Below are 20,725 nucleotides of genomic sequence, written 5' to 3'. Positions count from 1 at the left end.
ATACAGTATGTGATAAGTTGTATAGCATGACCACGGGCTGGGCGGAAGCCAGGCAGGCCGCGCGGGACGCGGCCGAGCCGCTGGAGACGATCACGGTCACCCTGCACGAGGCCCTGGGCCTCGCCCTCACCGAACACCTGCCCGCGCTGGTGCCGCTCCCGCTGTGCGACACCAGCGCCATGGACGGCTACGCCGTCCGAGGCCCCGGCCCGTGGACGATCGTCGGTCGCCGCCTCGCCGGCCCGTGCTCCTCCGCTGCGGCGCTCGAACCCGGCCAAGCCTTCGAAATCGCCACCGGCGCGCCCGTTCCCGTTGGCACGGAAGCGGTCCTTCCGGTTGAGCTGTCCATCGTGGACGGCGCACCGGGAACCCACGACGCCGAATCACCCGGGCGGACCGTGTCCGGCGTTCTGCCCGCCAAGAACCACATCCGCCGCCGCGGCGAGGACGTTCCGCGCGGCCGGCGGATTCTCCAGGCGGGCACGGTCGTCACGCCGGCGGTGCTCGGGCTCGCCGCGAGCGTGGGCTACGACAACCTCCGGGTACACCGCCGGCCCCGCGTCCGCGTGGTGGTCAGCGGCGACGAACTCCTGACCACCGGGCTCCCCACCCTCGGCCAGGTCCGCGACGCCATCGGCCCGCTGCTCCCCGGCCTGATCACCGCCGCGGGCGGCGAGCTCGTCGACACGCAGTTCGCCGCCGACCGGGCCGGCGCGCTGTCTGAGGCGCTGGCCTGCGACGACGTCGACGTGGTCGCGGTCTGCGGCTCCACCTCGACGGGGCCGGCCGACCACCTGCGCCCGGTCCTCGGTGCGCAGAAGGCGGACATCCTGGTCGACGGCGTCGCCTGCCGGCCGGGGCACCCGCAACTCCTCGCCACCCTGCCCGACGGCCGGCACGTGGTCGGCCTCCCGGGCAACCCCTTCGCCGCCCTCGCCGCCGGTCACACCCTGCTCGCCCCGCTGCTGAACGGCCTCGCCGGGCGCTCCCCGAAGGCCCCGCTCACCGGCCGCCTCCGCGGCCGCATCGCCGCTCGTGACCGCGAAACCCGCCTCGTGCCGGCCGTCCGCACGGACGACGCCCTGGTCCCCGTCGGCCGCGACCGGGCCGGCAGCCTCTGGGGCGCGGCGATGGCGGACGTCCTCGCCGTCGTCCCTCCACAGTGGACCGGACCCGAGGTGGAGGTCCTCCCGCTCTGAACGATTCCGTTGCGGGCCAAGGCCCGCATCGGGAGCGTCGTGGGCGTGACCGACACCTGCCTGATCGTCACGTTGCTCACACCGACCACAGCAGGGCGTGGGCGAAGATCCGGATCTCGGGACGGCCGCGCAGGTAGGGAACCTGGGTCATCGCGTTGATCACGCCGAACGTGCCGAGCACGATGGCCCACGCGGAATCGGCGGCGATCCCGGGCCGGACCCGCTGCAGGAGCGCGACGAACTCCGCGGCGTACTCGCGCCGCGTCCGGGCCAGCGTCTCCTGCGACTCCTCCGGCACGTTCAACACCTCGGCGAGCAGCAGCCGGATCAGGTCGGGATTGTCCGTGGCGAAGGACAGATAGCCGTCGATGGCCCGGTCCAGGGCATCGGCGGGCCCGTCGGCGGTGCGCAGCACGTGGTGCAGCGAAAGCCAGATCGACTCCGTGCCCCGGTTCAGCGCGGCGATCAGCAGATCATGCTTGCTGGCGAAGTGGTTGTAGACGCTGGGCGCGGCGATGCCGGCAGCGGCGCCGACGTCCGCGAGGCTCACGGACGCGAACCCGCGCTCGGCGAACAGCCGCGCGGCGGCGACCAGGACGGCCTCCCGCCGCGACACCGGAGTCTGCGGATCCTTGCCGGCAGTGGCGGCTTCCGTTGCCACACCGGGAAGTTCCACGGTGACCAGCGCCTCGGCGATCCGGCGCAGCTGCTCGGCGGTGATCTCGTACCGGTGATACGAGACGCTGGCCAGCACAGCCGTGACGGCACGGGCCCGCATCAGCCCCTGGTCCGCGATCGGACGGGCGACCCGTTCCACGGCGGCCCGCAGCCGCCGGCGCACGGCTCGCCGCTGCTCCGGCGACAGGTGCGAACCCTCTCGGTCCCACAGAACGCCGAACTCGCGCCGGGCCAGCACCACCTCGGACACGGCGGCGATCGTGCCGTCGACGTCCGCCGGCGCGGCGGCCATGGCGTCCTCCAGCCAGTCCAGGCTCTCGTCGATGACGGCCGCGAGCAGGTCCTCCTTGCCGCGGAAGTGCCGGTACAGCGCGCTCGCCCCGATACCCACCTCGGCGGCGATGTCGCTCATGCCGACGCGGTGGAAGCCGTGTTGCCAGAACAGCCGCGCCGCCGCCGCGAGTACCTGCTTGCGGCGGTCGCGCGGGCGGGTGGCCATGGTCAATAGTGAACCACACGTCGGTCCATCGGGCCTTGGACATCGCGTTCGACGTGCGTAATCGGCTATAAAGTGAATCGCGATGCGGAGGGAGGTCGGGCATGGAGCTCACCCAGTGCGTGCACCGCGCGGTGCGGCAGACCCCGGACCTGCCGGCGACGATCTTCGGCGACCGGGTGCGGACCTGGGCGGAGAGCGCCGACCGGGTGGCCCGCCTGGCCGCCGCGCTCGGGGACCTGGGCATCGGCCCCGGTGACCGGGTCGGCCTGCTGGCCCTGAACTCGGACGTCTACCACGAGTTGCTGCTGGCCGTGCCGTGGGCGGACGCCGTCGTCACCCCGGTCAACACCCGTTGGGCCGCAAGCGAAATCGCCTACTCGCTGCAGGATTCCGACACCCGAGTCCTCTACGTCGACGAGACGTTCGCGCCGCTGGTGCCGCAGCTGCGGGAGGAGGCGCCGTGCCTGCGAACGGTCATCGGCGGCGCGGAGGTCGTCGACTACCTGATCGACACGCACGAGCCGGCGCCGGACGCGCGCCGCGGCGGCGACTCGCTGGCCGGCATCTTCTACACGGGCGGCACCACCGGCCGGCCCAAGGGCGTGATGCTCAGCCACGACAACATCCTCGTGTCGGCGCTGGGCAGCGCCGCCGCCGGCGGGTTCATGTCGCCGGGCGGCCGCTACCTGCACGCCGCGCCGATGTTCCACCTCGCCGACGGCGCCGCCTGGTCGGCCCGCAACGTGGTCGGCGGCACGCACGTGATGGTGCCTTCCTTCACCCCCAAGGGCGTCGCCGAGGCGATCGAGCGGCACCGCGTCACCGACGTCCTGCTCGTCCCGACGATGATCCAGCTGCTGGTCGACTCACCGGAGGCCGCCGAGCATGACCTGTCCAGCCTGCGCCACCTGGTCTACGGCGCGTCGCCGATCTCGGAGGCCCTCCTCGACCGCGCGGCCGAGCGCCTGCCCACCACCGAGTTCACGCAGGCGTACGGCATGACCGAGCTGGCGCCGGTCGCGACGCTGCTCAGCCCGGAGGCGCACCACAACGCCCGCCTGCGCCGCTCGGCCGGGCAGGCCGCGCCGCACGTCGAGGTGATGGTCGTGGACGACCAGGACCACGAGGTGCCGCGCGGCACCGTCGGCGAGATCGTGGTCCGCGGCGACAACGTGATGCTGGGCTACTGGAACCGGCCCGAGGAGACGGCGAGCGCGCTGCGTGGCGGCTGGATGCACACCGGCGACGGCGGCTACATGGACGAGAACGGCTACGTGTACGTCGTCGACCGGCTCAAGGACATGATCGTCTCCGGCGGCGAGAACGTGTACTCGGCCGAGGTGGAGAACGCGCTGGCCAAGCACCCGGCGGTCGCCTCGTGCGCGGTGATCGGCGTGCCGGACGAGCAGTGGGGCGAACGGGTGCACGCCGTCGTCGTGCTGGTGGACGGCCACTCGCCGACCGCCGACGAGCTGCGTGACCACTGCCGGGAGCACATCGCCGGCTACAAGACGCCCCGATCGGTGGAATTCGTCGAGGAGTTGCCGGTCTCGGGGGCCGGCAAGATCCTCAAGCGGGTGCTGCGGTCCCGGCACTGGGAAGGCCGGGACCGCGGCGTTTCCTAGTCCTCGTGCCGGGGCCGCAGCTCGACGCAGCAGTCGCCGGCGCCGCCCGGGGCCAGCACCGCCTCCACCGTCCGCGCCTCCAGGCCGTCGATCACGCCCTCCAGGAACGCCCGGTTGATGCCACACACCAGGTCGCGGGCCTTCGCCGCCAGCGGGTGGAACGGGCAGTCCCGCATCCGGACGGTCGTGGGGGTGTCCCGCAGCGGCTCGAAGCCGTGCCGCGCGAGCAGCCGACAGGTCATGGTCAGCGCCCGCTCGGTGCCGAGCCGCCCCGGCCGCTCCCCCTCGCGCTCCGCCGCCCCGACGGTCCGGCCGCGATCAGTGGCGATCGTCTCAGCCGCGCCGCGCGGGTCGTCGGTCAGCACGGCGTCGACGAGAATGTCGGCGAGCAGGTTGTACTGCCGGGCCGGGATGCTGACCTGGACGTCGACGTCCGACGGCTCGTACACCTTGGGGGCCCGGCCGACCCGGCCGGCGCCCTCGTAGTGGGCTCGCAGCAGGCCGGCGTCGACCAGCTTGTCCAGGTGGAACGCGGCGAGCTTGCGGGAGATGCCGACCGCCGCGGCCGCCTCGTCCCTGGTCACGGGATGGCCGGCGGCGCGGATGAAGTCGAACATGCCGCGGCGCAGGCCGTCGTCGAGGGCGGCCACGGCGCTGATCGCCCGATCGGTGCTCACCCTGCCCAGAATATCGCCTACGACCGTGTCCGCAACCACACTTCTTGACCTGCGACGTCGATAAGACCAACATCTATTGGCGAAACTGGAACGGAGGAGGCCGCATGCACGCGTTACGGGTGGTCCACGAGCCCGCCGCCGGTGTCGACCTCGAGGCCGCCGAGCGCGCCGCCGGCGAGCTGCTGCGCGCGCTGGGCGTGGACACCGACACCGAGAGCCTGCGCGCCACGCCGGGCCGGATGGCGCGGGCGTACGCCGAGCTGTTCACGCCGCGGCCGTTCGACCTGACCACTTTTCCCAACGACGAAGGCTACGACGAACTGGTGCTGGCCCGCAGCATCCCGGTGCGGTCGGTGTGCGAGCACCACCTGCTGCCGTTCGTCGGCGTCGCGCACGTCGGCTACCTGCCGGACGCCCGCATCCTGGGACTGTCCAAACTGGCCCGTGTCGTCGAGCACTTCGCCAGCCGGCCGCAGGTGCAGGAGCGGCTGACCAAGCAGATCGCCGACTGGCTGTGCACCCAGCTCACCCCCAAGGGCGTCGGTGTCGTGATCGAGGCCGAGCACACCTGCATGACGCTGCGCGGCGTGCGGGCCGTCGGGTCGAACACCGTCACCTCCACCCTGCTCGGCACGCTGCGCTCCGACGCGCGGTCGCGCCAGGAGTTCTTCGCGCTGGCCGGGGTCAAATAAGCTAGGACGGGTGTCGAACCGTCCCGAACTGGTTGCCCTGCGGTCGTTCCTGAGCGTGTACCGGACCGGCGGGGTCGCCCGGGCGGCCGAGGCGCTGCGGCTGTCGCAGCCCGCGGTGTCGCACCACCTCAAGGCCATCGAGGAGTCCGTCGGCCGGCCGCTGTTCCGGCGGGCCGGCCGCGGCATCACGCCGACCGAGGCCGGCCACAGCCTGGCCGCCGAGGTCGCCGAGCACATCGACGCCCTGGAGGGGGCGCTGGACGGCCTGCGCTCCGCGACCCTGTCCGGGGCCGGGCCGGTGTTCGTCGGCGCCCCCGTCGACCTGCTGGAACGCTTCGTCGTCACCCGGATGCCGCCGCTGCTGGCCGAGGGGCTGACCGTGCGGTGCCGGGTCGGGCTGTCGCCCGACCTCGTGCAGGCCGTGCTGCGCGACGAGATCGACGTGGCGCTGCTGACCAAGATCGAGGGCGTTCCGACCCGGCGGATGTATCTCGTGCAACTGCTGGAGGAGCGGTTCCTGCTGGTCGGGCGGGCCGGCGACGAGCCGTACGAGCCCGGGCAGGAGCGGCGGTTCGTCGGCTACTCCGAGGAGATGCCGATGGCGCGGCGGTACTTCCGGGAGTGCTGGGCCATTCGGCCGCCGACGCCCGCGCTGGTCGTCAACGACTTCCGGGCCGTGGTCGCCGCCGTGCTGGCCGGGGCCGGGCTGACCATCGCGCCGCACTACCTGGTGGAGGAACACCTCGCCGCCGGCCGGCTGGCCGTGCTGCACCGGCCGGCGCAGCCCGTGGTCAACACCATCCACATCGGAACCCGGCGGGGCCGCGAGCACCTGCCGCGGATCCGGGCCGTGTTCGGCGCACTGTCCTCTGTGGACTGACCCGATATACCGATTGACGCCCTTCTTGCGCGCTTAGAAGATTGTGCGCACGAGAGGAGGTGGCAGGTCATGGGCGTACTGGTGCTCAACGCGAGCTTGGAGCCGCTGCAGACCGTGTCGGTGCCGCACGCCGTCCGAATGCTCGTACGCAACGTCGCCGAGATCCACGAGGCCGACGCCGACACGATGTTCGGGCACTACCCGCTGCCCCGGGTCGTGCGGCTCGTCCGCTACGTCGTGATGAAGTGGCGCTACAGCCGCCCGCCGCGTTGGACCCGACGTGGCGTGTTGCAGCGCGACGGCCACCGCTGCGCCTACTGCGGCCGCCCCGCCGACACCATCGACCACGTCGTGCCCCTGTCGCGCGGCGGCGCCCGGACCAGCTGGCTCAACACCGTCGCCTGCTGCGGCGGCAGCGCCCGCAGCTGCAACGCCCGCAAGGGCAACCGCCTGCCCGCCGAGGCCGGCATGCAGCTGCTCGTCACCCCGCACGTGCCGACCTGGGCCGACCTGTACGCCTGACCGTCCTTTCCGGACGGTCAGGCCTCGATTTCCAGTTGTGCGGGGCCGCCGGCCGCGAGCTGCTGCCGCTGCTGCGTGACGACGTGGTCCAATTGCGTTGCCAGGCGGTGGATCGTGGTCGAGGCGAGGTAGGTCTCGGCGCCGGCGTCGATCAGGCGCCGGACCGGGCCCTCGTACCGGATCCCCAGCACCGGGTCCTCGATCTCGGCGACCACGATGCGCGCCTTCGGGTACGTCTCGCGCAGGGCCCCGATCAGCTGCGGGCTGGCCGGCGGCACCAGCACCACGTCCGCCGTCGTCGGGGCCGAATGCATGTCCAGCACGATGTAGTCCGGGCCGAGTTGTTCCGACAGCGCCGTCCTGGCCGCAGGCGACAGCTTCATCGTGGTGGCGACGACCGTGACGTCGTAGGTGTCGTCCGTGCCCGGCCCGACGTCGAAGGCCCCGTTGGTCCTGACGACCGTGGCGATCGTGGCGATCGTCTCGCCGTTCCTGGTGATGACCAGGTCCTCGCCAGCGTCGATGAGTTCCACGACGTCCCGCGGAAGGCGCTTCACGTCGATACGCGTCGTCATGGAACCCGATAATGTCACAGATCGCGGTGGTCCCGACCGCCATCAAACAACCACAAACCCCTACGTGGCATGCCTTCCCATGGCACCATCCCCCCGTGTCCCCGAACTTCCGCCATGTCGCCGAGCAGTGCGTCGCCCTCGTCGCCGACAAGTTCTCCCGCCGGCTCGACTTCACCGTCGACAGCCTCGGCATTCTCGACTCCGTCTGCGCCGAACTGCTGACCGACGGTCCCCTCTCCGAGGCTCGCCTCGACCTCTGGTGGAAGCTCGTCGGCGCCTACACCGGCGAGGTCCTCATCGAGGCCTACGGCGGCTCCTGGTCCACGCACGACCAGTCCCCGAATCCGGTTGTCGTGATCAAGGGACACACCGCCATGCCGTTCACCATCGCCGAACGCGTCCTCACGGGCGAGCCCTTCAAGAGCCTCGCGTCGTTCGCCCGCGCCTTCCCCATGATCCTCGCCCGCTCCGAGCAGTGACGATCACTCGTCGACGAGTTCGCCTTCGAGCATGCTCATGACGATGAGGTCGTACCACTTGCCGTCGCGGCGGAAGCGCTCGCGTTCGCGGCCCTCCTCGACGAAGCCGAGCTTCTTGTAGACGTGGCGGGCGGCTTCGTTCTCGGGGACGACCCAGAGGGAGATGCCGTGCAGGCGCATCTGGTCGAAGCCGTAGCGGCAGATGACGCGGATGGCGTCGGTGCCGTAGCCGCCGTTGCGGTAGGCGGCCTCGCCGACGTACACGTCGAGTTCGGCGCGGCCGTTCTCGGGCTCGGCGTCGGTGAGGGCGATGACGCCGATGGGCGTCCGGTCGGCGAGGGTCTCGATGGCGAGGATGAGCTTGTCGTAGCTGTTACGGGGCCGGTCCTCGCCCAGGCGCTTGGCGATCTGCGGCAGTGACTCGGGATAGTCGTTGATCATCCACTGCAGCACGGCCGGATCCTCGTTCCAGCGCTGGATCGCCTCCGCGTCGGACGGTTCGAGCGCCCGCAGCCGCACAAGCTTCCCGGTCAGCATGGGCCGAACGTAGCAATCCGGCACAACCGGATTATCGGGCGGCGCGGACGACCAGCGTGGCCAGCTGGCGGCCGGCCTCGTCGTCGAGCGGGGCGTGGTCGAGCAGCAGCCGGTACCAGAGCACGCCGAACACGATGTCCAGCAACATCTCCGGGTCGACGTCGGGAGCGATCTCGCCGCGCTCGGCGGCCCGCCGCAGCACGGAGCGGAGAACGTCGCGGCGGCCGAAGAGGAAGCGGTCGCGGAACTGGGCGGCGAAGGTCGGGTCGAGCAGGGCCTCGGCCATCAGGCCGACGAGCACGGGGCGCTGCCCGCGCTGGCGGAAGGTGGCGGCGAGGAAGGCGTTGAGGTCGGCGTCGAGCGATCCCTCGTCGGGCACGGTGATCCGGCTGGCGGCCTCCTCCAGCATCGCGTCCAGCACGACATCGGCCTTGGACGGCCACCACCGGTAGATCGTCTGCTTGCCGGCGCCGGCGCGGGCGGCGATGCCCTCGACGGACAGCTGCGAGTAGCCGCGCTCGGTGAGCTCGTCGATGGCGGCGGCCAGGATCGCCCGCCTGGTGGCCTCGCTGCGCGGCCGTCCCGGTCGCCGGTCCCCAGTCACGGCGGCGAGTTTACAAGACGCGACGTCTCGCTTTAGTATCGAGACGGACCGTATCGAAATGAGGCGACATGCGCGTTGTGGTGCTGGGCGGAACCAGCGGAATCGGCCTGGCGGTCGCGGAGCGGCTGACCGCGGACGGGGCGGAGGTGACGGTCACGGGCCGCGATCCGGAGCGGCTGGCAGCGGTCAAGGACCGGGTGGCGGTGGCGGAACGGCTGGATGCGACGTCGGAGCCGGACGTCGCGGCGTTCTTCGAGCGGACGGGCGAGTTCGAGCACCTGGTGCTCAACTTCAGCCCCGGCGCGGTCGGCCTGGGGCCGCTGCGGGAGAAGTCGATGCAGGACGTCCGGGCGGCGTTCGAAGGAAAGCTCTTCGCGTACCTGTACGCGATCAAGGCGGCCTTGGTCACGGAGTCGGTGACGATGCTGTCGGCTGCCAGCGCCCGCGCCGGCGCACCGGGGCTGAGCACGCTCGCGGCGGTCAACGGCGCGATCGAACGGGTCGTGTCGCCGTTGGCCGCCGAGCTGGCGCCGGTCCGGGTCAACGCCGTCTCGCCGGGCGCGATCGACACCGACTGGTGGTCGTTCATCCCGGCCGACCAGCGGCAGCAGCAGTTCGCGGCGATGGCCGAAGGCATGCCGATCAAGCGCGCCGGCCGTCCCGAGGAGGTAGCGGACGCGGTGGCTTACCTGATCCGGGCAAGTTACGTGACGGGCAGCGTGCTGCCGGTCGACGGCGGCCTGACGGTCGCCTGACGAGACCCGCTAGTCCTTGCCCGACAAGCGAAATCCCGCCTGCTCCTCCAGCAGCGCCGGGACCAGCAACTCCCCGTCCTCCGGCCCGAACCGCTCCAACGCCGAGCGGTGCAGCTCCGCCACGAGCGAGCTGAGCCGGTGGGGCGTGCCGGCCACGGCGGCGCTGCGCTCGACGGACTCCAACTCCTCGAGGCACCGGTCCAGGCCGAAGTCGCGAAGGTAGTCACCGTCCAACAGCGCCGGCAGATGGCGTTGCACGAAGGCGCTGTCGCCGGCGCTGCCGAGCAACAGGGAACGCATCCGGCCCGGCGGCACACCGTGCCGCCGGGCCAGGAGCAACGCCTCGGTGGCCAACGCGGCGTGCCCGAACCACTGGAGGTTGATCAGCAGCTTGGCCAGATAGCCGGCCCCGTGATCACCGACGTGGTGGATGGTCGAGGCGAACGACCGCAGCAGCGGCGTGGCGGCCTCCAGTGCTTCGCCGGGCCCGCCGACATAGAGCGTGACGGTGCCCTCCCGCATCGCCGACACCCCGCCGCCCATCGGCGCGTCGAGGTACGTCACATCGTGTTGCCGAGCCAACTTCTGGCCGGTCTCAACCGATCCACTGGTCAAGTCGATCCACATGCGACAGTCCACCGGGGAGTACTCCGCCAGCTCGGCGTTCCCCGGCAGGACGGTCAGCAGGACGTCACAGGAATCCAGCTCCGAGACCCACCGGGCACCGGCCTCCTCGGCAGCCGGCCGCCGAGAGGGCCGGATGTCGGTGGCCACGACGTCATGTCCGGACGCGACCAGCCGGGCGATCAACGGCGTGCCCATGCGCCCGACCCCGACCACCCCGACCGTCCCCGGCATCCTCATGGCGCCAGTATCACGGCCGCAGCCGACCAGCTAGTGCTGGGAGTGCTTGGGCAGGAGCCCGACCAGGAGCAACGCCAGGACGAAGACGCCGGCGCAGATGGCGAACACCAGGTCGGCGGCGGCGAAGTAGGACGACGTCGAGGGCTGCCCGACGCGGGCGAAGAACACGGTGCCGAGGGCGGCGACGCCGACGGCACCGGCGAACTGCTGGGCGGCGTTGAGCACACCCGCGCCGGTGCCGACTTCTTCGGTGGTGGCGTCGCCGAGGATGAAGTCGAACAGCGGGATGAACAGCAGCCCGGAGCCGGCGCCGGTCAGGAACAGGGCCGGCGCCAACTGCCACACGGTGACGGCCGCACCCCAGTGCGCGGTGGACCACCAGAGCGCGAGCAGACCGACGACGGCGATGGCCAGTCCCAGATGCAGGTTGGCCCGCCCTAGCCTTGCGGCGAGCACCGCACCGGACAGCAGCGTGGCGACCGCGGTGCCCGCCGCCCAAGGGATCAGCGCGAAGCCGGTGTCCAGCGGTGTCCAGCCCAGGCCCGACTGGAGCAGCAGGTTGACGGCCAGGACGAACGCGCTGAGCGAGGCGTAGAAGCCGCCGGTGATCAGCAGGCCGACGATGAAGCTGCGCTTGCCGAACAGCGACCGGGTGATCACCGGGTGGCTGCTGCGGCGTTCCGACACGACGAACAGGCCGAAGGCCACCAGCCCGCCGGCGATCATCGCGTACGTCCACGACGGCCAGCCGAGGTCGCGTCCCTGGATGAGCGGCACGATCAGGAGCGCCGAACCGGCGGTGAGCAGGCCAACGCCGAGCAGGTCCAGGCGGGCGCCGCTGTCCTCGCCGCTGTGCCGCGGCAGAACGCGCCAGCCGAGGGCGGCGGCCAGCAGGCCGGTCGGCACGTTGATCAGGAAGATCGACCGCCACTGGCTGCCGAACAGGTCCAGGTGCAGCAGCCAGCCGGCGAGGATCGGCCCGGCCACCATGGCCAGCCCCATGATCGGGCCGAACGGCATCAGTGCCCTGCGCAGGTGCTCCGGCGGGAAAACGATCTTCACCAGGGCCATGCCCTGCGGGATCATCACCGCTCCGAACAGGCCCTGGAACAGGCGGGCGACGATCAGGAAGCCGGCGCCGGGCGCGAGGCCGCAGGCCAGCGACGCAGCCGTGAAGCCGGCCATGCCGAGCAGGAACAGCCGGCGGCGGCCGAGCAGGTCGCCGAGCCGGCCGGAGGTGATCAGGCCGAGGGCGAAGGCCGCGGTGTAGGCGGACAGCACCCACTGCAGGGTCATCGGCCCGCCGCCGAGGTCGGCGCGGATCGCGGGGCCGGCGAGGTTGGCGACGCTGGTGTCGACGAGGTCCATGAGGTCGGCGATGACGACGACCACCAGGACCAGCCAGGCGCGGCCGAGCGGGAGCGGAGCGGCACGGGCCGTCTCCGACGAACTAAGTTCGATATTCACGAACTAAGTTCTAGAAGACGAACTTAGTTCGTGTCAAGGTAGGGTGGTCACCATGCCCGCCGACCCCGGACAACGCCGCGCGTCCCGCCACGCACCGGCTCCCGCCGCCTCCGCACCGATCGCGCCGCGCAAGATGCCGATCACCGCTGATCGGATCACCGACGCCGCGCTGCAGGTTATCGCGGCCGAGGGCTACGACGCGCTGACGATCCGCCGGGTGGCGGCCGTGCTCGACACCGGGCCGTCCTCGCTGTACGCGCACATCGTCAACAAGGACGATCTCGACGATCTGCTGATCGGCCGGCTCTGCGCCGAGATCGAGTTGCCCGAACCCGACCCGGCCGCGTGGCGGCAGCAGATCCTCGACGTGTACGCCCAGATCCGCGACCAGTACCTGAGATACCCGGGCGTCTCCCGCGCCGCGCTGGCCATGGTCCCCACCCACCTCGAAACGCTGCGGGTCAGCGAGGGCATCCTGGCGATCCTGCTGGCCGGCGGCATCGAACCGCAGACCGCCGCCTGGGCGATCGACGCGCTCAGCCTCTACGTCAGCGCCTACGCCCTGGAACGCTCGCTCGTCCAGCAACGACAACACCATCGCGACGACGCCTGGGTCCTCGGTCGGGACGAACTCGTCAGCCGGTTCAGCGCCCTGCCGGCCGACCGCTTCCCGAACACCCGGCGTCACGCCGCCGAACTGACCGCCGGCACCGGCCACGACCGGTTCGACTTCACCGTCAACCTGATCATCGACAACCTCGCCAGGTAGTTGCAAGTTCAACTACCACCCGCGTACACTGCTCGACGTGCGCGAACTCGGCCTTCGTGACACCAACGGCATCCTCCGCCAGCCGTGGGTGCGGCCGAGGCGGTCCAGCGCCGGCCTGGGCTGGCACCGGATCTTCGTCTCCACGCAGGCGGAACGCGCCTACCGCGCCAGCTTCGACGCGGCGCGGACCAGCACCGTGATCCTGCACCTGGACGGGCCGGTACAAGTGAGCCGCGGCCGCAACCGCCCGCGCACGGTGCCGGCGGGCGGCCTGTTCATGCATCCCGCCGGGCACGATCTGACCGTCGAACTGGGCGGCAGCCTGAACACCGTGCACGTCTACCTCGCCGACGAGGCGTTCGGCGAGAAGGTCGAACTGGCCGAGGAGGTCGGCGCGGTCGACCCGCTGGTGGAGCAGTTGGTGCTCGCGCTGGACGGGGTGCTGCGCGACTGGGAGCCGTCGGCCATCACGTACGTCGATCACCTGACCGCGTTGCTGGCCAGCCACCTGGCCCGTCGGCGACAGCCCACGCCGGTCGTCGGCCTGACCGAGCGCCAGCTCGCGGCGGTCCGCGAGCTGATCGAGGCCCGCATCGCCGAACCGTTGCCACTGACCGATCTCGCGGACGCGGCGGCGCTGAGCGTCAGTCAGTTCGTACGCCAGTTCAAGGCCAGCACCGGCGACACGCCCCACCGCTACCTCGTCGGCCTGCGGCTCCGGCACGCCCAACGGATGTTGCGCACGAGCACGTTGCCGATCGCGGACATCGCGGTGCGGTGCGGATTCAGCCACCAGGAGCACCTGACCCGGGTGATGCGGTCACGGCTGGGCACGACTCCGGGCGCGGTCCGGGCGAACGGCCAGAACGTGCAGCGCGGCGCGCATTCCGTGCAGGCGGACCGGGTCTGACCCGGCAATACTCTGGCGATGACCCACGACACAGATGTCCTGGTCGTCGGCAGCGGGCCCGCCGGCGGGTCGGCCGCGCTGCTGCTGGCCACGTACGGCGTGCGGACCACGCTCGTCACCAAGTACGGCTGGGTGGCGAACACACCACGGGCGCACATCACCAACCAGCGCACCATGGAGGTCCTGCGGGACCTCGGCATCCAGGCCGAGGCCGAGGCGCAGGGCACGCCGCAGCACCTGATGGGCGACACGGTGCTGTGCACATCCTTGGCCGGCAAGGAGATCGGCCGCATCCGCACCTGGGGCACCGGCGACGCCTCCGCCACCGAGTACGGCGCGGCGAGCCCGTGCGGCATGATCGACCTGCCGCAGAACTACCTGGAGCCGATTCTGGTCGGCCGGGCGGCCGAGCGCGGCGCGAAGATCCGCTTCGACACGGAGTTCCTGTCCCTGCAACAGGATTCCGACGGCGTCACCGCGACCGTGCTGGACCGGGTGCGCGGGGAGACGCAGACGATCCGCGCCCGCTACCTGATCGGCGCGGACGGCGGTCGCAGCCTGGTCGCCGAGCAGATCGGTCTGCCGGTCGCCGGTCGTACCGGCAAGGCCGGCAGCATGAACATCGTCTTCGACGCCGACCTGAGCCGGTACGTCGCGCACCGGCCGAGCATTCTGTACTGGGTGATGCGGCCGGGCGCGGAGATGGGCGGCATCGGCATGGGCCTCGTGCGGTGCGTGCGGCCGTGGCACCAGTGGCTGCTCACGTGGGGGTACGACATCAACCAGGCGCCGCCGGAGGTCGACGACGCGGCGGCCACCGCGATCGTGCGGGACCTGGTCGGCGATCCCGAGCTGGACGTGACGATCAGTTCGACATCACTGTGGACGGTCAACCACAGCTATGCCACGGAGTACTCGGCGGGCCGGGTGTTCTGCGCCGGCGACGCCGTGCACCGGCACCCGCCGTCGAACGGCCTCGGCTCCAACACGTCCATTCAGGACTCGTACAACCTGGCCTGGAAGCTGGCCATGGTGCTGCGCGGCGACGCGGACCCGGCGCTGCTGGACAGCTACACCGCCGAGCGGGCCCCGGTCGGCCGGCAGATCGTGGACCGGGCCAACCTCAGCCGCGACCAGTTCCTGCCGATCTTCGAGACGCTGGGCATCGCGGGCGGCGGCGACGACGAGGCGATCACGCTCGGCATGAAGGCGTTGGACGCGCCCGACGCGGACGGGGCGGCGCGGCGGGCCCGGATGACCGAGGCGATCGAGCTGAAGAACTACGAGTTCAACGCGCACGGCGTGGAGATGAACCAGCGCTACGTGTCGTCGGCGGTGATCCCGGACGGTTCGCCGGAAGAGGTGTTCCGCGCCGACAAGGAGCTGTACCACCAGGCGACGACCCGGCCCGGCGCACGGGTGCCGCACGCGTGGCTGGTCGGCCCGGACGGCCACCGACTGTCCACACTGGACCTCGTCGGCAAGGGCCGGTTCACCCTGCTCACCGGCATTTCCGGCACGACCTGGGTGGAGGCGGCCGCGTCGCTGCCCGTCACCGTGACCAGGATCGGGGTGGAGGGACTGCGCGACGCGTACGGGGATTGGCTGCGGGCCAGGGAGATCGACGAGGACGGCGCGCTGCTGGTGCGTCCGGACGGCTACATCGCCTGGCGCGCCGCGCGGCTGCCGGACGATCCGGCGGCCGCGCTGGCGCGGGCGTACACCTCGATCGTCAGGCCTGCTTCGGCCCCGCGCTGATCACGACCTCGAACTCCAGCAGGTTGGCGCCGGTCCCCACGGGCCGGCCGCCGCCGTGGTTGCCGAAGGCCTTCGCGGCCCACGCCTGGTAGGCCTCGTCGGACTCCCATCGGGTGTAGACGAAGTAGCGGTTGTCGCCGGCCACCGGGCGGAGCAGCTCGAAGCCCAGGAAGCCGGGCTCGGAGTCGACCGCGCCGGCGCGGGCCGCGAACCGCTTCTCCAGTTCCTCGCCCTGGCCATCGGGCACCTCGACCGCGTTGATCTTCACGACTGCCATGGCGCCAGCCTACGCCCGGCCACACTGTGGCGGAGCGCACACGTTCCGGCTGGACAAGGCACCTTTGTAGGGGCAAGTCGGCCCGAACGTGCGCTGATCCGGCCCCGTCCGCTGGCTAGCATCGAAAGGACCGCCGCGGGTTAGGGAAGAGGAATTTCGTGCACGTCGTCACCGGAGCAACCGGCCTGGTCGGTTCCGCGCTCGTGCTGGAGCTGCTGCGCCGCACCGACGCCGACGTCGCGTGCCTCGTCCGCCCCGGCCGTTCCGACGCTTCGACCCGGTTGACCGCCGCTCTCGGCGCCGCCGCGCGCGCGTTCGGTCACGGCGAGGCGTTCGACGCCGACATCCGGCACCGCTGCGTCGCTGTCGCGGCCGACGTCGATCTCCCGCTCTGCGGCGTCGATCCCGCCCGTTTTCCCGCCGGCGCGACCGAGTTCTGGCACTGCGCCGCCGACCAGCGGTACGAGGAACGGCACTGGGAAGGTTTGCAGCGCACCAATGTGCTCGGCACGCGGCACGCCGTCGACCTGGCGACCACGCTCGGATGCCTGTCCTTCAACCACTTCAGCACCGCCTACGTCGCCGGCCGTCGCTATGGGACGGTGCGTGAGCGGGCGGTCACCGATCCGCTGCACAACAACCGTTACGAGGAAAGCAAGATCGCCGCCGAGTGGGTGGTCCTGGCGGCCGACGGCTTGGTGAAGCGAATTCTGCGGCCCGGCATCGTCATCGGGCACAGCGTCACCCATGCCCTGGTCGGCGGCCATTCCGGCATGTACGGCATTCACCGCCAGCTCGTGCAGGTCGAGCGGATGCTGTCCATGCTCGGCGATCCCGCCGTGCGGACCCGGCCGCTCCGCCTTCGGGCCGACCGCGCCACGCCCGTCGACCTCGCTCCCGTCGACCTTGTCGCCGCCGACGCCGTCTCCCTCAGCCGCTCCGGCCATGCCGGCGTGTTCCACCTGACCCATCCCACCGGCATCCGCCTCGGCGACGGCCTGGACCTCATGTTCGACGTCGCCGGCCTGCCCCGGCCGCACTACACCTATTCCGACGCCGGCTTCGCCCCCGCCGACCGCGAATTCGATCGCAAGATCGACTTCTTCCGCTCGTACCTCACCGGCGCCAAGACCTTCGACCGCACCCGCCTGCTCGCCGCCGTGCCGGCTCCCGCGGTGTCCTCCTGGCACCTGGACCTGGCGGTCCTGCGGGAGTTCCAAGTCTGGTACCAGACCCACGCCACCTCGCTCCGAACCGTCCCCTCCCTGAGCCGGTAGACCCCCGCGAGTCACGCTCTCAGGCACCCCGAATGTAGGAATCAGGCAGAACTGAGCCTCGGGGCTCAGTTCTGCCTGAAACCGGCATTCGGTGTGCCCCAGAGCGTGACTCGCCGGAATTCGGTTGCGCGGCGTTGGGTTACGGGTGTTGAATGCCCGGCCTCGTGGGGGACTTCATTCGGGCGCTGTGGCGCGCGCACCGCGGACTGGCGGCGGCGTGGTGGATTCTGCTGCTGGCGCAGGCGATTCTGCCGGCGGCGTTCGCGTACACGACCGGCGCGCTGATCAGCGCGACAGAGCCGACAACACCGCTGATCGGGCTGGCAACGGTGTTCCTGCTGATGCAGATCCTTGCCCCTCTGCACGCCCAGGTCGGCACGAACCTGGGCGATCACCTGTCGTCCCGCCTGCAGGACCGGCTGATCACGGCGGCGACGGGACCGGCGGGCATCGCGCACCTGGAATCGACGGCGCTGGCGGGCGAGCTGGCGGTGGCCCGCGACTTCGACCTGGGCATCTCGGGGCCGCCGCTGGCGCTGTCGATGGGCATGATCGCGGGCAGCCTGGTGGAGGCGCTGGCGGGCGCGGGCCAGGCGATCCTGCTGGCGACGTACCACTGGTGGGCCGGCGCGACGCTGGCCGTCGCCTGGCTGGCGACGCACTGGCTGCTCAAGGATGCCGGCGTCTGGCACCGAGACACCGAAGAAGTCCAGTACGCCCAGCGGCGCGCGGAATACACGTACCGGCTGGCGGTGGATCCGCCGGCGGGCAAGGAGATCCGGCTGTTCGGCCTGAGCGACTGGACGGTCCGGCAGTTCGTCCACAACAGACGGAAGCTGGTCGACCTGCGCTGGCAGGCGACGAAACTGCGGCAACGCGGCGTCGGCTGGACCCTCGCGCTGCTGACGGCGGCGAACGGCGTGGTCTTCTGGACGCTGGCGATGGACACGACCGGCCTGGGCCAGAAGGCCACCTACGCGCAGGCAGCGATCGGCACGGCGGCACTGGCCTTCGGCGGCCTGAACTGGGCGCTCCCGCCGGCGATCGAGGCGGTTCGGGCGGCGCTGCGCCTGGACAGGAGCATGGCCGAGGTCGGTGGCCTGCCAACCGGTTCCCGCATGCCCACGGGCACGGACTTGCGGTTCCGGAATGTCCGGTTCAGTTATCCCAACGCCGACAAGCCCGTGCTGGACGGCCTCGACCTGACGATCCCGGCCGGCACCTCGCTGGCGGTGGTCGGCCTGAACGGGGCCGGCAAGACGACGCTGGTCAAGCTGATCTGCCGGCTCTACGACCCGACCGGCGGCACGGTCGAGGCGGACGGCGCCGACCTGAAGACCCTGGACCTCGACCACTGGCGCTCCAAGGTGACGGCGGTGTTCCAGGACTTCATCCGCTACCAGTTGCCGCTCAGGGACAACGTCGCGCCGACCGGAGCGTCCGAAGAGGACATACGAACCTCGCTCAACGCCACCGAGGCGGAATTCACCGGCCTGGACACGGTGCTGTCCAAGGGATACGACGACGGAACGGACCTCTCCGGCGGCCAGTGGCAGCGGATCGCGCTGGCCCGCGCGCTCTGCGCGGTGAGACAGGGCGCCGGCATCGTCGTGCTGGACGAACCGACGGCGCAGCTGGACATCAAGGGCGAGACCGAGGCCTTCACCCGGTTCCTGGAACAGACCCGGGGCTGCACGACGATCCTGGTGTCGCACCGCTTCGGCACCGTGCGGCAGGCCGACCGGATCTGTGTTCTGGACAACGGAAAGGTGGCGGAGCTGGGCACCCACGACGAGCTGATGGCCGCGAACGGCAAGTACCGCACGATGTTCGACCTGCAGGCGGCGAGGTTCCGGAATGACTGAACTGCCCGGCTGGCTGCCCTCTCTGGTCCGTTCCCTGAGACTCGGCTACCGCGCCGGCCCGACGCTGATCGCCGTGGCCTTCCTGACGACGGTCGGAGCCGCGATCCCGGATGCCTTGCTGGCACTGGCTTTCTCGCTCCTCGCCACGAACATCGCACTGGCCGCCACGCTCCTGGCCGTGCTGGCGATCGGCGGGTGGCTGCTCGCCACCGTCAGCGACCGGGCGAACCGCCGCTTCGCCGACCGGGCGGCGATCGTCGTCGAGGAACACGTCGCCCGCCTGCAATCCGAGATCACGACCATGGAGCACCACGAGCGCCCCGAGGTCATGGACCGGATCTCGGTGCTCCGCGACCACGCCGGGGCGCTGAGCGAGCTGTACCAACAACTCTTCTCCACGTTGGGCGCTCTCGCCCGGTTGGTGATCACGGTCGGCCTGCTGGTGGCCGCGAACCCCTGGTTCGGGCTGCTCGGCGTCGTCGCGGTGCCGGCGGTGCTGGTCTCGACCTGGCGCGCCGACGCCGAGCGACGGGCCGAGGAGGCCGGCGCGCAGCACGACCGCCTGGCCAAGCACATGTTCGAGCTCGGCACGACTCCCGGCCCGGCCAAGGAGATCCGCGTCTTCGGCGTCCAGGACAAGATCAGGACCACCCGCCGGCAGGCATGGCGAGAGCGGCATCGCAAGCTGTCCAGAGCCCGCTGGCAGACGGCCTGGTGGCAGGCCGGCGCGCACGCCCTGTTCGGCGTCGCCTTCCTGGCCGCCATCGTCTCGGCCGTGCACCGACCGACGACGCTGCTGCTCGTGCTCGCCGCCGGCGGCCGGCTCGCCCAGTACGTGGCGAACACGGTGCAGCAAACCCACTTCTTCCGCACGATCTGGCTCGACGTCTCGCGCCGCCTGGCTTGGCTGGAGGACTACGCCGTCGCCCAAACCCACAGCGCGACCGGGCAACCGCCACGAACCCTGCGACACGGCATCAGCCTCGACACCGTCTCGTTCCGCTACCCCGGCACCGACAGGAACGTCCTCGACGACATCACGGTCACGCTCCCCGCCGGCACAACCGTCGCCATCGTCGGCGAGAACGGCGCCGGCAAGTCCACGCTCGTCAAGCTGCTCTGCCGGCTCTACCAACCGACGACCGGCCGCATCCTGGTGGACGGCGTCGACCTCGCGACGATCGACCCGGCCCGGTGGCGGGACCGCGTTTCCGGCGCTTTCCAGGACTTCTTCCCGTTCGAGTACACCGCCGGCGAGTCGATCGGCGTCGGAGACCTGCCGCACATCGATGATCCTGTCGCACTTCACACCGCCGTCAGCCGGGCCGGTGCGGGCGACGCGGTGCCGGAGCTGACCACGCAACTGGGCGTGACCTGGGAGAACGGCGTCGACCTCTCGCACGGCCAGTGGCAGAAGGTGGCGCTCGCCCGCGGCTTCATGCGCCCCGACCCGCTGCTGCTCGTGCTGGACGAGCCGACGTCGGCGCTCGACGCCGCCACCGAGGACGCGCTGTTCGACCGCTCCGCCGACGCCGCCGGCCGGGGCGTCACGGTGCTGGTCTCACACCGGTTCGCCACGGTGCGGATGGCCGACCTGATCCTCGTGCTGGACGGCAGCCGGCTGGTCGAACGCGGTTCGCACGCCGAGTTGATGGCCGCCGGCGGCCGGTACGCTCGGCTGTACCGGATCCAGGCCCGCGCGTACGGCCGAACGGGCAGTTGATCCAGGTCGCGGGCGGCCCCGATTTGGTCCGCCCCGGTTAGACGACGATAACCTGACGGACATGGACGAGATTGTGGACACCGGCGCCGTGTT

General features: G+C 71.1%; 21 protein-coding genes. 13 read left to right on the top strand and 8 right to left on the bottom strand.

From position 1 onward, the window contains the following. The first annotated feature begins 26 nt into the window (after window positions 1-26). Window positions 27-1,199, top strand: coding sequence for a molybdopterin molybdotransferase MoeA (locus tag BJ998_RS30990; protein ID WP_184866865.1), 1,173 nt, complete (start codon window positions 27-29; stop codon window positions 1,197-1,199). A 76-nt stretch (window positions 1,200-1,275) separates the two neighbouring features. On the opposite strand, the gene BJ998_RS30985 is transcribed toward BJ998_RS30990, so the two are convergent. Then, a complete protein-coding gene (locus BJ998_RS30985) occupies window positions 1,276-2,376 on the bottom strand; it encodes a TetR/AcrR family transcriptional regulator (protein ID WP_184866864.1) in 1,101 nt (366 codons plus the stop codon). A 101-nt stretch (window positions 2,377-2,477) separates the two neighbouring features. Here BJ998_RS30985 and BJ998_RS30980 point away from each other — a divergent pair, with 101 nt between their 5' ends. Further along, a complete protein-coding gene (locus tag BJ998_RS30980; protein WP_184866863.1) occupies window positions 2,478-4,001 on the top strand; it encodes a long-chain-fatty-acid--CoA ligase in 1,524 nt (507 codons plus the stop codon). Here the strand turns inward: BJ998_RS30980 and BJ998_RS30975 are convergent. Then, on the bottom strand, window positions 3,998-4,678 hold the full coding sequence (locus BJ998_RS30975) for a helix-turn-helix transcriptional regulator (RefSeq protein WP_184866862.1): 681 nt from the start codon (window positions 4,676-4,678) through the stop codon (window positions 3,998-4,000). The genes BJ998_RS30980 and BJ998_RS30975 overlap by 4 nt on opposite strands. Before the next feature lie 104 nt (window positions 4,679-4,782). Here BJ998_RS30975 and folE point away from each other — a divergent pair, with 104 nt between their 5' ends. From folE to BJ998_RS30960, 3 genes are all read left to right on the top strand, one after another. Then, a complete protein-coding gene (folE, locus tag BJ998_RS30970; protein WP_184866861.1) occupies window positions 4,783-5,370 on the top strand; it encodes a GTP cyclohydrolase I FolE in 588 nt (195 codons plus the stop codon). 10 nt (window positions 5,371-5,380) lie between these two features. Continuing rightward, window positions 5,381-6,250, top strand: a complete 870-nt coding sequence (locus BJ998_RS30965; protein ID WP_184866860.1) for a LysR family transcriptional regulator — start codon at window positions 5,381-5,383, stop codon at window positions 6,248-6,250. A gap of 69 nt (window positions 6,251-6,319) precedes the next feature. Beyond that, entirely contained in the window at window positions 6,320-6,772 is a 453-nt protein-coding gene (locus BJ998_RS30960; RefSeq protein WP_184866859.1) for an HNH endonuclease, read from the top strand. Between the two features lie 17 nt (window positions 6,773-6,789). Here the strand turns inward: BJ998_RS30960 and BJ998_RS30955 are convergent, their stop codons facing one another. After that, window positions 6,790-7,347 carry a hypothetical protein gene (locus tag BJ998_RS30955; protein WP_184866858.1) on the bottom strand — a complete coding sequence of 186 codons (558 nt, stop codon included), beginning with the start codon at window positions 7,345-7,347 and terminating at the stop codon, window positions 6,790-6,792. Between the two features lie 95 nt (window positions 7,348-7,442). Here BJ998_RS30955 and BJ998_RS30950 point away from each other — a divergent pair, with 95 nt between their 5' ends. Next, window positions 7,443-7,826: a hypothetical protein gene (locus BJ998_RS30950; protein WP_184866857.1), complete on the top strand. Its 384-nt coding sequence runs from the start codon at window positions 7,443-7,445 to the stop codon at window positions 7,824-7,826. Between the two features lie 3 nt (window positions 7,827-7,829). Here BJ998_RS30950 and BJ998_RS30945 read toward each other — a convergent pair whose 3' ends face one another. Together BJ998_RS30945 and BJ998_RS30940 are read right to left on the bottom strand one after the other, a co-directional pair. After that, a complete protein-coding gene (locus BJ998_RS30945; protein ID WP_184866856.1) occupies window positions 7,830-8,363 on the bottom strand; it encodes a GNAT family N-acetyltransferase in 534 nt (177 codons plus the stop codon). A gap of 31 nt (window positions 8,364-8,394) precedes the next feature. After that, on the bottom strand, window positions 8,395-8,967 hold the full coding sequence (locus tag BJ998_RS30940) for a TetR/AcrR family transcriptional regulator (RefSeq protein ID WP_221338181.1): 573 nt from the start codon (window positions 8,965-8,967) through the stop codon (window positions 8,395-8,397). 68 nt (window positions 8,968-9,035) lie between these two features. Between BJ998_RS30940 and BJ998_RS30935 the strand changes: the two genes are divergently transcribed. Further along, window positions 9,036-9,722, top strand: a complete 687-nt coding sequence (locus BJ998_RS30935; RefSeq protein ID WP_184866855.1) for an SDR family oxidoreductase — start codon at window positions 9,036-9,038, stop codon at window positions 9,720-9,722. A 9-nt stretch (window positions 9,723-9,731) separates the two neighbouring features. Here the strand turns inward: BJ998_RS30935 and BJ998_RS30930 are convergent, their stop codons facing one another. Together BJ998_RS30930 and BJ998_RS30925 are read right to left on the bottom strand one after the other, a co-directional pair. Beyond that, window positions 9,732-10,586, bottom strand: coding sequence for an NAD(P)-dependent oxidoreductase (locus BJ998_RS30930; RefSeq protein ID WP_184866854.1), 855 nt, complete (start codon window positions 10,584-10,586; stop codon window positions 9,732-9,734). 30 nt (window positions 10,587-10,616) lie between these two features. Beyond that, on the bottom strand, window positions 10,617-12,053 hold the full coding sequence (locus BJ998_RS30925; protein WP_312890410.1) for an MFS transporter: 1,437 nt from the start codon (window positions 12,051-12,053) through the stop codon (window positions 10,617-10,619). Between the two features lie 52 nt (window positions 12,054-12,105). Here BJ998_RS30925 and BJ998_RS30920 point away from each other — a divergent pair, with 52 nt between their 5' ends. From BJ998_RS30920 to BJ998_RS30910, 3 genes are read left to right on the top strand one after another with little or no spacing between them, the layout of a single operon-like run. Then, entirely contained in the window at window positions 12,106-12,822 is a 717-nt protein-coding gene (locus BJ998_RS30920) for a TetR/AcrR family transcriptional regulator (RefSeq protein WP_184866853.1), read from the top strand. Window positions 12,823-12,859: 37 nt separating this feature from the next. Beyond that, a complete protein-coding gene (locus tag BJ998_RS30915; RefSeq protein WP_184866852.1) occupies window positions 12,860-13,732 on the top strand; it encodes an AraC family transcriptional regulator in 873 nt (290 codons plus the stop codon). Window positions 13,733-13,750: 18 nt separating this feature from the next. Further along, window positions 13,751-15,490, top strand: coding sequence for an FAD-dependent oxidoreductase (locus tag BJ998_RS30910; protein WP_184866851.1), 1,740 nt, complete (start codon window positions 13,751-13,753; stop codon window positions 15,488-15,490). On the opposite strand, the gene BJ998_RS30905 is transcribed toward BJ998_RS30910, so the two are convergent. After that, on the bottom strand, window positions 15,465-15,767 hold the full coding sequence (locus BJ998_RS30905) for an antibiotic biosynthesis monooxygenase family protein (protein WP_184866850.1): 303 nt from the start codon (window positions 15,765-15,767) through the stop codon (window positions 15,465-15,467). The two genes, BJ998_RS30910 and BJ998_RS30905, sit on opposite strands and share 26 nt — an antisense overlap. Before the next feature lie 158 nt (window positions 15,768-15,925). On the opposite strand from BJ998_RS30905, the gene BJ998_RS30900 reads away from it, so the two are divergent. The 3 genes from BJ998_RS30900 to BJ998_RS30890 all read left to right on the top strand — a co-directional run bounded on the left by BJ998_RS30900 (window position 15,926) and on the right by BJ998_RS30890 (window position 20,632). Next, on the top strand, window positions 15,926-17,044 hold the full coding sequence (locus BJ998_RS30900; RefSeq protein ID WP_184866849.1) for an SDR family oxidoreductase: 1,119 nt from the start codon (window positions 15,926-15,928) through the stop codon (window positions 17,042-17,044). A 164-nt stretch (window positions 17,045-17,208) separates the two neighbouring features. Further along, window positions 17,209-18,909, top strand: a complete 1,701-nt coding sequence (locus BJ998_RS49270) for an ABC transporter ATP-binding protein (protein WP_221338180.1) — start codon at window positions 17,209-17,211, stop codon at window positions 18,907-18,909. After that, a complete protein-coding gene (locus BJ998_RS30890; protein WP_184866847.1) occupies window positions 18,902-20,632 on the top strand; it encodes an ABC transporter ATP-binding protein in 1,731 nt (576 codons plus the stop codon). The genes BJ998_RS49270 and BJ998_RS30890 overlap by 8 nt, the downstream gene beginning before the upstream one ends. The last annotated feature ends 93 nt before the right edge of the window (window positions 20,633-20,725 follow it).

It is taken from the genome of Kutzneria kofuensis (assembly GCF_014203355.1).
Classification (GTDB): domain Bacteria; phylum Actinomycetota; class Actinomycetes; order Mycobacteriales; family Pseudonocardiaceae; genus Kutzneria; species Kutzneria kofuensis.
This window is presented reverse-complemented; position numbering and strand designations above follow the sequence as displayed.